Annotated in this window: 9 protein-coding genes; 3 read left to right on the forward strand and 6 right to left on the reverse strand. The window is 72.8% G+C overall.

Features of this window, described 5'->3' with window-relative positions; genetic code table 11:
* Positions 1-17: 17 nt before the first annotated feature.
* From ABZS66_RS30595 to ABZS66_RS30610, 4 genes are read right to left on the reverse strand one after another with little or no spacing between them, the layout of a single operon-like run.
* Positions 18-1,817 carry an ABC-F family ATP-binding cassette domain-containing protein gene (locus tag ABZS66_RS30595; RefSeq protein WP_354763659.1) on the reverse strand — a complete coding sequence of 600 codons (1,800 nt, stop codon included), beginning with the start codon at positions 1,815-1,817 and terminating at the stop codon, positions 18-20.
* 1 nt (position 1,818) lies between these two features.
* A complete protein-coding gene (locus ABZS66_RS30600; RefSeq protein ID WP_354763661.1) occupies positions 1,819-2,766 on the reverse strand; it encodes a 4-(cytidine 5'-diphospho)-2-C-methyl-D-erythritol kinase in 948 nt (315 codons plus the stop codon).
* Positions 2,767-2,775: 9 nt separating this feature from the next.
* On the reverse strand, positions 2,776-3,627 hold the full coding sequence (rsmA, locus tag ABZS66_RS30605; RefSeq protein WP_354763676.1) for a 16S rRNA (adenine(1518)-N(6)/adenine(1519)-N(6))-dimethyltransferase RsmA: 852 nt from the start codon (positions 3,625-3,627) through the stop codon (positions 2,776-2,778).
* Positions 3,618-4,475: a TatD family hydrolase gene (locus ABZS66_RS30610; RefSeq protein ID WP_354763663.1), complete on the reverse strand. Its 858-nt coding sequence runs from the start codon at positions 4,473-4,475 to the stop codon at positions 3,618-3,620. Before ABZS66_RS30610 ends, rsmA begins: the two co-directional genes overlap by 10 nt.
* Positions 4,476-4,556: 81 nt before the next feature.
* Between ABZS66_RS30610 and ABZS66_RS30615 the strand changes: the two genes are divergently transcribed.
* Positions 4,557-5,738, forward strand: a complete 1,182-nt coding sequence (locus ABZS66_RS30615; RefSeq protein WP_354763665.1) for a hypothetical protein — start codon at positions 4,557-4,559, stop codon at positions 5,736-5,738.
* A 104-nt stretch (positions 5,739-5,842) separates the two neighbouring features.
* On the opposite strand, the gene metG is transcribed toward ABZS66_RS30615, so the two are convergent.
* Positions 5,843-7,606, reverse strand: coding sequence for a methionine--tRNA ligase (metG, locus tag ABZS66_RS30620; RefSeq protein ID WP_354763667.1), 1,764 nt, complete (start codon positions 7,604-7,606; stop codon positions 5,843-5,845).
* Positions 7,607-7,715: 109 nt separating this feature from the next.
* On the opposite strand from metG, the gene ABZS66_RS30625 reads away from it, so the two are divergent.
* A complete protein-coding gene (locus tag ABZS66_RS30625; RefSeq protein WP_354763669.1) occupies positions 7,716-8,483 on the forward strand; it encodes a hypothetical protein in 768 nt (255 codons plus the stop codon).
* A gap of 3 nt (positions 8,484-8,486) precedes the next feature.
* Here ABZS66_RS30625 and rsmI read toward each other — a convergent pair whose 3' ends face one another.
* Positions 8,487-9,323: a 16S rRNA (cytidine(1402)-2'-O)-methyltransferase gene (gene rsmI / locus ABZS66_RS30630; protein ID WP_354763678.1), complete on the reverse strand. Its 837-nt coding sequence runs from the start codon at positions 9,321-9,323 to the stop codon at positions 8,487-8,489.
* Positions 9,324-9,352: 29 nt separating this feature from the next.
* Between rsmI and ABZS66_RS30635 the strand changes: the two genes are divergently transcribed.
* The coding region (locus tag ABZS66_RS30635; protein WP_354763671.1) for a hypothetical protein at positions 9,353-9,543 on the forward strand (191 nt) is incomplete at its 3' end.

A 9,543-nucleotide genomic window follows, 5' to 3' on the forward strand; every position in this document is an offset into this window, starting at 1 on the left:
GAGATTCTAAGGCCGGGTCAACCGGCGATCTCCGCCAGGGCGAGCCATTGTTCCTCGGCTTCCGCCTTCTCCCGCTGTATCGCGCGAAGCTCCGCGTCCAGCTCGGTGATCCGGGTGTAGTCGGTGGCGTGCTCGGCCAGCTGCGCGTGGAGCGCCTCTTCCTTCTGGGTGAGGCGGTCGATGCTGCGCTCGAGCTTGGCCAGCTCCTTCTTGGCGGCGCGCTGGTCCTTGTCCGACGCCCGCAGGTCGGCGCCGCGGGCGGCGGTCGACGCGGCCTTCGACTCGGTTGCGAAGCCCGTCTCCGCCGCCGAGGAGACGTGCGCCAGGTACTCGTCGACGCCACCCGGCAGGTGGACCAGGCGCCCGTCGCCGTACATGCCGAAAACGGTGTCGGTCACCCGCTCGACCAGGTAGCGGTCGTGGCTGGCCACGATCAGCGTGCCCGGCCAGGTGTCGAGCAGGTCCTCCAGCGCGGCCAGCGTGTCGATGTCGAGGTCGTTCGTCGGCTCGTCGAGCAGCAGCACGTTGGGCTCGGTGGCGAGCAGCCGCAGCAGCTGGAGCCGGCGCCGCTCACCGCCGGACAGGTCGGCGACCGGCGTCCAGACCCGCGCGCCGGTGAAGCCGAAGACCTCGGCCAGCTGGGCCGCGGACAGCTCCCGGTCGCCGAGCTTGACCCGCTTGGCGACCTCCTCGACCGCCTCCAGCAGCCGCAGGTCGCCGGGCAGCTCGCGCAGCTCCTGGGACAGGAACGCCGGGCGGACCGTCGTGCCGCGCAGCACCCGCCCGCCGTCGGGCTCGCGGACGCCGGCCAGCACGCGCAGCAGCGTGGTCTTGCCGGCGCCGTTCGCACCCAGGATCGCGATCCGGTCGCCCGGGCCGACGATCCAGTCCACGCCGGCCAGCAGCTCCCGGTCGCCGGCCCGCAGCTCCAGCCCGGCCAGCTCGTACACCTGCTTGCCCAGCCGCGTGACGGCGAGGCGCTGGAGCGAGACCGTGTCGCGGGGCGGCGGCACGTCGGCGATGAGCGCGTTGGCCGCGTCGATGCGGAACTTGGGCTTGCTGGTCCGCGCGGGCGGGCCGCGGCGCAGCCAGGCGATCTCCTTGCGCAGCAGGTTCTGCCGGCGGGCCTCGGTCTCGGCGGCGACCCGCACCCGCTCGGCCCGCGCGAGGGTCCAGGCCGCGTAGCCGCCCTCGTAGGCGCGGACGGTCGCGTCGGCGACCTCCCAGGTGGTGGTGCAGACGGCGTCGAGGAACCAGCGGTCGTGGGTGACGACGATGAGCGCGCCACGGCGCTGGAGCAGGTGCCGCGCCAGCCAGGCGATGCCGGCCACGTCGAGGTGGTTGGTCGGCTCGTCGAGGATGAGCAGGTCGGCCGGGCGGACCAGCAGCGCGGCCAGCGCCACCCGGCGGCGCTCACCACCGGACATCGGGCCGACCGGCGCGTCGAGGCCGAGGTGCGGCATGCCCAGACCGTTGAGGACCGTGCGCACGCCCGCGTCGCCGGCCCACTCGTGCTCGGCGGCGAAGCCGGCCGGCAGCCAGGCGGTGCCGACGATCACGTCGCGCACGGTCGCCGCCGGCGGCAGGTCGAGCGCCTGCGGCAGCGCCGCGACGCGCAGGTCGCGCCGGTGGGTGACCCGGCCCTCGTCCGGCTCCTCGACCTTCGTCAGCATGCGCAGCAGCGTGGTCTTGCCGGCGCCGTTGAGCCCGACGATGCCGATGCGGTCACTGTCGTCGATGCCGAGGGACACCTCGTCGAAGATGCGCCCGGCGGGGTACGACTTGGAGACCTTGTCAAGGTTGACGATGTTGGCCATCTCAGAGCACCCTCGCCCCGGGCACCGGGCCGACGGCGGTGCGCACCGCGCGGCAGCAGTCGCGCGACTCCAGCTCGGCCGCCAGGAGCGCCGCGTGCCGCGCGTCCTCGGCCAGGAAGACGCAGGTCGGACCGGAGCCGGAGACCAGGCCGGCCAGCGCGCCCGCGTCGAGCCCGGCGTCGAGCACGCCCCGGAGCTCGGGGCGCAGGTGCAGCGCGGCGGCCTGGAGGTCGTTGGCGAGCTCGCCGGCGAGCACCTCCGGGTCGCGCTGGCGCAGCGCGGCGAGCAGCCCGTCCGGGGTCCCGGCGCCGGAGTTGCCGCCGAGCTGGTCGAACGTGCGGTACACGGTCGGGGTCGACAGACCCTCCTCGGCCACGGCGAGCACCCAGTGCCAGGTGTGGCCGCCGGTGAGGACCGGGCTGACCAGCTCGCCCCGGCCGGTGCCGAGCGCGGTGCCGCCGAGCACCAGGAACGGGATGTCGGAGCCGAGCGTCGCGGCGATCGCGGCCAGGTCGTCGCGGGACATGCCGGTGCCCCAGAGCTGGTCGCAGGCGACCAGGGCGGCGGCCGCGTCGGCGCTGCCGCCGGCCAGCCCGGCCGCGATCGGGATCTGCTTCTTGAGGTGCAGCCGGGCGTGCGGCTCGTGCCCGGTCTCCGCGGCCAGCGCACGAGCGGCGCGGATCACGAGGTTGTCCTCGTCGAGCGACAGCTCGCCGGTGCCCTCGCCCTCCATGGTCAGCGTGAGCGTGTCGCCGCGCCGCGCGGTGATCTCGTCATAGAGACCGATCGCGTGGTACACGGTGGTCAGCTCGTGGAAACCGTCGGGCCGGGCAGGCCCGACGTGCAGGTGGAGGTTGATCTTCGCGGGCACGCGGACCCGGACCGGTCCGTGCGCGGCCAGGCGCGGCCGGTCGAACTCCTCGTCCTCGGAGAAGAGCGGCTCGGTCACTGCTGCACCCTACCCGGGCGCCCCGCCGGCCCGACGCTGGCTCGCGATGCGGGTGAAGTCCTCCACTGTGAGCTGCTCACCGCGGGCGCCGGGGTCGACGCCGGCCGCGCGGAGGATCCGCTCGGCCGCGTCGGGGCCGCCCGCCCAGCCGGCCAGGGCGCCCCGGAGTATCTTGCGGCGCTGGGCGAACGCGGCATCGACGACCGCGAAGGTCGCCTCGCGGTCGCCTTCCGACTGCGCTCGCTTGGTGAACCCGACCAGCCCGGAGTCGACGTTCGGGACCGGCCAGAACACGCTCGGCGGCACCTTGCCGGCCTGCCGGGCGGTCGCATACCAGGCGAGCTTCACGCTCGGCACCCCGTAGACCCGGCTGCCCGGGCCTGCGGTGAGCCGGTCGGCGACCTCCTTCTGCACCATCACCAGCCCGTGCCGGAGGGTGGGGAGGTTCGCCAGGAGGTGCAGGACGACCGGGACGGCCACGTTGTACGGCAGGTTCGCCACCAGCGCCGTCGGGCCGGCCGGCACCTCGGCGCGCAGCGCGTCGCCGGGGATGACCGTGAGGCGGTCGGCCTGCTCCGGAGCGAACCGGGCCACGGTGTCCGGCAGCGCGGCGGCGAGCACCGGGTCGATCTCCACGGCGTGCACCCGGTTGCCGTGCTCCAGCAGGGCCAGGGTCAGCGAGCCGAGGCCGGGGCCGACCTCCAGCACGACGTCGTCGGGCGCGAGGTCGGCGGCCCGCACGATGCGCCGCACCGTGTTGGGGTCGTGCACGAAGTTCTGCCCGAGTTGCTTGGTCGGGCGGATGCCGAGCTTGTGCGCCAGTTCCCGGACCTCGGCCGGGCCGAGCAGGCTCACCGCCAGGACCCGAAGGCCCGGTCGCCGTTGGCCGAGATGGCCGCGCACAGGGCGTCGAGGCCGTGGCCGGTGACGTCGGCGAGGGCGCGGACGGTCAGGGGAATGAGATACGAGGCGTTGGGGCGGCCACGGTACGGCGTGGGCGTGAGAAACGGTGCGTCGGTCTCCACCAGCAGCCCGTCGAGGGGTGTGACCGCCGCCGCCCGGCGCAGGTGGGCCGCGTTGCCGAAGGTGACCGTGCCCGCGAAGCTCAGCAGGTAGCCGCGGTCGAGGCACTCCCGGGCGAACTGCTCGTCGCCGGAGAAGCAGTGCATGACGACCTGGTCGGGCGCGCCCTCCTCGTCGAGCACGGCGAGCACGTCGTCGTGGGCGTCGCGGTCGTGGACGACCAGCGTCTTGCCGTACCGCTTGGCGATCGCGATGTGCGCACGGAAGCTCTCGTGCTGCGCCTTGCGGCCGTCCTCGCCGGTGCGGAAGTAGTCGAGGCCGGTCTCGCCGATGCCACGGACCCGGGGATGCGCGGCCAGCCGCTCGATCTCCCGCAGGGCGCCGTCGAGGTCGGTCAGTCTTGCCGCGTCGTTCGGGTGCAGTGCGACGGTCGCGACCACCGCCGGGTGTTGCTCGGCGACCTCGACGCCCCACCGCGACGACTCGACGTCGCAGCCGACCTGCACCAGCCGATCGACGCCGGCCGCCGTCGCGGCATCGACGGCATCCGCTACGGTGGCGGGGCCGCCCCGGCCGTCATCCTCCAGGGTGATGTCGAGGTGGGTGTGACTGTCCGGCACCGCGACCGGCAGGGGCTCGGTGGCCGGGGGGAACGTCCCCTCGCGACTGTGTTTTCTCGCACTCATCGGCGTCAAGCATGCCACCCCCGGTCCGGCGTTAACCATTCGTTCACCTCACGCACACCACCCGCCCCTAGCGTCGCAAAAGTGACAGTCATCGGCCACGCGGAGGGATCCGCGACCCACAGCGTGACCATCGACGGGGTCGCCTATCCGGCCGAGGAGATCGCCCAGGGCGCGGCATTCGAGGTGTACGCCACGACGCCCGCACCCGGCTTCCTTCCCAATCCGCGACCGGGAGCGCGCTGGCCGTACCGCCGGTTCATCCACGCCACGGAGGTGGCCTCGGCCCTCGACGGCCTGGAGGACGAGCCGCTGCTGATGCCGGTGACCCGCGCGATGGACTGGGCCGCGATCCACAAGCTGAGCCAGACCCCGTCGGCGGCGGCCAGCCTGGCCCCGATCCGCCGCACGGCCGCGGTCCGCCGTGGCACCCGCATGATCAAGTTCCTGACCGGCACCCAGCTCGCCGGCTACCTGCGCGGCTGGCCGATCAGCGGCTTCTGCTACCGCGCCTTCGACGTCGCCCACCTGCGCACCCCGGCCGACCTGGCCATCCTCTCCGGCGAGCCGGCCGCCGAGGTGGTCTTCGCGATCCGCTGGCGCGCTGTCGACGCGTACGACTACGACGTGCCCCTCGCCGATTCCTACGGCGGCCTGGTGGCGATGCCGCCCCACGACCGCCTGGGCCCCCCGGTGATCGGCACGGGCTTCGCCCCGAGCGGCCGCCACATCGTCCCCGAGTTCGTGACCGCCGACCTGGCCGAGCTGCCGGTGCCGGCGAACACGTCGCTGGTCGCCTACACGGCGGACGGCACGGAGGTCACGCTCTACACGTACCTGCCGGAGCAGCGGGCGTGGTCCCGGATGCACGGCCCGCAGTGGCGCCACCTGCTGCCGGACGCCTCCGACCAGGAGTACTTCCCGGTCGCGCCGCCGCTGACCCGCTACATCGGCAAGTACCGCGACAACATGTTCGAGGCGATCGTCGACCCGCCGGGCGAGTTCCGCGTGGCGGCGAAGACCCGCGCGGCCCGCTACCCGCTGGAGGCCCTGGCCCGCCGGGTCCCCCGCGCGACGTGGCGCGAGGCCCGCTGCACGGTGGTGCGCCAGGAGGGCGACTGGCTCCGCCTGCGCCTGTCCCGGCCGGACGGCGACCAGGTGGCCCGGCTGGGCGCACACTGCGTGGAGCGCGGGGTCTACGAGGCCTGGGCCCCCGCGAGCGAGGTGACGGACGCCCACGAGAGCGACCACTGGTACACCCTGTAGCCGACGTCGGTCCTGGTCCATGATCAAGGGAACGATCTGGTTGCTATGGACAGCCAGAAGTTTCCCTTGATCATGGACGCCAGGCCGACGCGAGCAGGCGCTCGTCAGGAGGACAGGCGGGCCAGCTCCTCCTCGACGATCGACTCGTCGAGCTTGCGGAAGACCGGGGTCGGGGCCTGCAGCGCCGTGCCCGCCGTGATCGCCACCGGCTCCCACCGGGCGCCGACCGTGTAGTCGCCGGTCAGGATCGGATACGTCCGGCCGTTGTCCAGGTCCTCGACCTCCACGATCTCCGGCATCGGGGCGTGCACGCCCGCGCCGCCCAGGAGCTCGTGAATCCGCTGGGCCGCGTGCGGCAGGAACGGGGTCAGCAGCGTGTTGCAGTCGCGGACCGCCTGCAGGGCCACGTGGAGGACCGTGCCCATGCGGGGCTTGTCCTCCTTCAGCTTCCACGGGGCCTGGTCCGAGAAGTACTTGTTGACCTCGCCCACGATCCGCATCGCCTCGGTGATCGCGGCCTTCTGGCGGTGCTTCGCCAGCAGTGCCCCGACGCTGTCGAAGCCCGCCCGCACCGAGGCCAGCAGGGTCTCGTCCTCCGGCGTCAGGGTGCCGGCCGCGGGGATCTCGCCGAAGTTCTTGGCCGCCATCGAGATCGAGCGGTTGACCAGGTTGCCCCAGCCGGCCACGAGCTCGTCGTTGTTGCGGCGGCGGAACTCCGACCAGGTGAAGTCCGTGTCGTTGGACTCCGGGCCGGCCACGGCGATGAAGTAGCGCAGCGCGTCGGCGTCGTAGCGCTCCAGGAAGTCGCGCACGTAGATGACCACGCGGCGGGACGAGGAGAACTTGCGGCCCTCCATCGTCAGGTACTCCGACGAGACCACCTCGGTCGGCAGGTTGAGGGCGCCCAGGCTCTGCGGCTTCGGGCCCGAGTAGCCGAGGAGGATGGACGGCCAGATGACGGAGTGGAAGACGATGTTGTCCTTGCCCATGAAGTAGTACCCCTGGGCCTGCGGGTCCTGCCACCACTTGCGCCACGCCTCGGGGTCGCCGGAGCGGCGGGCCCACTCGATCGACGCCGACAGGTAGCCGATCACCGCGTCGAACCAGACGTAGATGCGCTTGTCGTCGCGGTTCCGCCAGTCCTCGAGCGGGATCGGCACGCCCCACTCCAGGTCGCGGGTGATCGCCCGCGGCTGGAGGTCGTCGATGAGGTTCTTGGAGAACTTCAGGACGTTGGGGCGCCAGTCGGTGCGGGTGTCGAGCCAGGCGTTGAGCTGCTCGGCGAAGGCCGGCAGGTCGAGGAAGAAGTGCTCGGTCTCGACGAACCGCGGCGTCTCGCCGTTGATCTTCGACCGCGGGTTGATCAGCTGCTCCGGGTCCAGCTGGTTGCCGCAGTTGTCGCACTGGTCGCCCCGCGCGGACTCGTAGCCGCAGATCGGGCAGGTGCCCTCGACGTAGCGGTCGGGCAGCGTGCGGCCCGTCGACGGGGAAATCGCGCCGAGCGTGGTCTTGGCGATGATGTACCCGTTGTCGTAGAGGCCCTGGAACAGCTCCTGGACGACCTGGTAGTGGTTGCCGGTCGTGGTGCGGGTGAAGAGGTCGTACGACAGGCCGAGGCCGTGCAGGTCCTCGACGATGACGCGGTTGTACCGGTCCACGAGCTCGCGCGGGCTCACGCCCTCGGCGTCGGCCTGGACCTGGATCGGCGTGCCGTGCTCGTCGGTGCCCGAGACCATCAGCACGTCGTGACCGGCCATCCGCATGTAGCGGCTGAAGACGTCGGAAGGCACCCCGAATCCGGACACGTGACCGATGTGGCGCGGCCCGTTGGCATAAGGCCAGGCGACCGCGGCGAGAACACGACTCATGACCTGAAAGCGTAGTGACCCGTACCGTGCTTCGGCGAACGGATAGTTTCTCCCGACACGCGAGGTGACGTCCGAAACGTCGGCGATCGCCCGTTGTCCAATTGAAATCGTGAGTGACCAGCCATCGCAGCGTCCCTGGCCGGCGCCGAGCCCGGATGCCGGGTGGTGGCGCGGCGAGGCCGCCGGCATCCCGCCCGCCCCGTCGACCATCACGATTCCCGACGTGACCGAGCCCGGGCCGGAGCCGGACGACTTCCTGTTCTGGCCGGCCACCACGACCGCCGCCGTGGCGGTGCCGGACGACCCGACGGTCGAGGCGGCGCGCCTGGCGGGCGCCGTGGCGGTACGGGATCGTCCGGTCATGCGGGTCGCGCCGGGGCGGTCGAAGCGGCCGCCGCCCAGGCAGCCGCGCCACCCGGCGACCGGCCTCGCGTCGATGCTGCTGCTCGCCCTGCTGACCGGTTTCTTCGCGTGGACGAGCGCCGAGCCGTTCTGGCTCGACATGGGCCATGAGGTGCGCGGCCCGGCCACGGTGACCGCCTGCGAGGGCAAGGGCGTGCTGCGGCGCTGCCAGGCCGCGTTTCACGAGCAGAGCGGCGTGCCACTGGTCGGCCTGGTCGGCCTCGAAGCGGCACCGGGCGACTCGGTCGAGGCGAGCATGGTGCCCGGCGGCCGCATCGCCTACGCCGGCGCGCCGTCCGGCCTGCGGGTGCGCTGGACCGTAGGGCTGGGCCTGGTGGTGCTGTGCGGCCTGACGCTGTCGTGGCTGACCGGCGCCTGGCGGCTGGGCCGGCTGCGGACCCGGCTTGGCGTCTGGGCCCTCACGACTGCGGCGCCCTTGGTGCTGGCCGCGGGCATCGTGCTGGCGTCCTACTGAAAGTTACTTGTGGGCCACGACCGCCGCGTAGACGTCCCGCTTCGGTACGCCGTGGCGCAGGGCCACCTCCTGGGTCGCCTGCTTGCGGTCGGTGCCGCCGGCCACCAGGGCGGCGACCTCGGCGGCCAGCGCGGCGTCGGACGGGCGCTCGGCGGTGACCGCCGGAGCGCCGCCCACCACGAGCGTGATCTCGCCGCGGGCCGTCCCGGCGTCCTCGGCCAGCGAGCCGAGCGTGCCCCGGCGGATCTCCTCATAGGTCTTGGTCAGCTCGCGGCACAGCGCGGCCGGCCGGTCCTCGCCGAACGCCAGGGCCAGGTCCTGCAGCGTGTCGGCGATCCGGTGCGGTGACTCGAAGAAGACCAGCGTGCGCGGCTCGGCGGCCAGCGCCGTGAAGTACGCGCGCCGCTCCCCCGGCTTGCGGGGTGGGAAGCCCTCGAAGCAGAACCGGTCGCAGGGCAGCCCGGAGACCGCGAGCGCGGTGGTGACGGCGCTCGGTCCCGGCGCGGCGGTCACCGGCACGCCCAACGCCACCGCGGCCCGGACCAGCCGGAACCCGGGGTCGGACACGCTCGGCATGCCGCCGTCGGTGACCACCGCGATCGTCCGGCCCTCCCGGAGGAGTTCGGCCAGTTCCGGGGTACGGCGATCCTCGTTGCCCTCGAAATAGCTGACCAGACGGCCGGTGATCACAACGCCCAGGTGCTGCGCGAGACGGCCCAGCCGCCGGGTGTCCTCGGCGGCGACCACGTCGGCCGTGGCCAGCACCTCGCGAAGCCGGGGCGAGGCGTCGTCCGGGTTGCCGAGCGGCGCTCCAAGGAGAATCAATGGCACATGTGCGATGGTGGCATCCCGCCCCCTACGATCGCCCAATGACCTCGGGTGTGCTCACCGAAGCGACCAAGCCGGAGCTGCGCGCCGCCGCGCCGGTCCCGGACATCGTGCGCCGCCGACTGGCCGGGCCGGGGCGGTTCACGCCGAACTTCTGGCTGGTCGCGATCCTGGTCACCGGGATCGGGCTGGTGCTGCGGCTGGTGAACCTCTCCCACCCGAAAGAAACGAT

Source organism: Dactylosporangium sp. NPDC005572, from assembly GCF_040605515.1.
In the GTDB taxonomy this organism is placed as follows: domain Bacteria; phylum Actinomycetota; class Actinomycetes; order Mycobacteriales; family Micromonosporaceae; genus Dactylosporangium.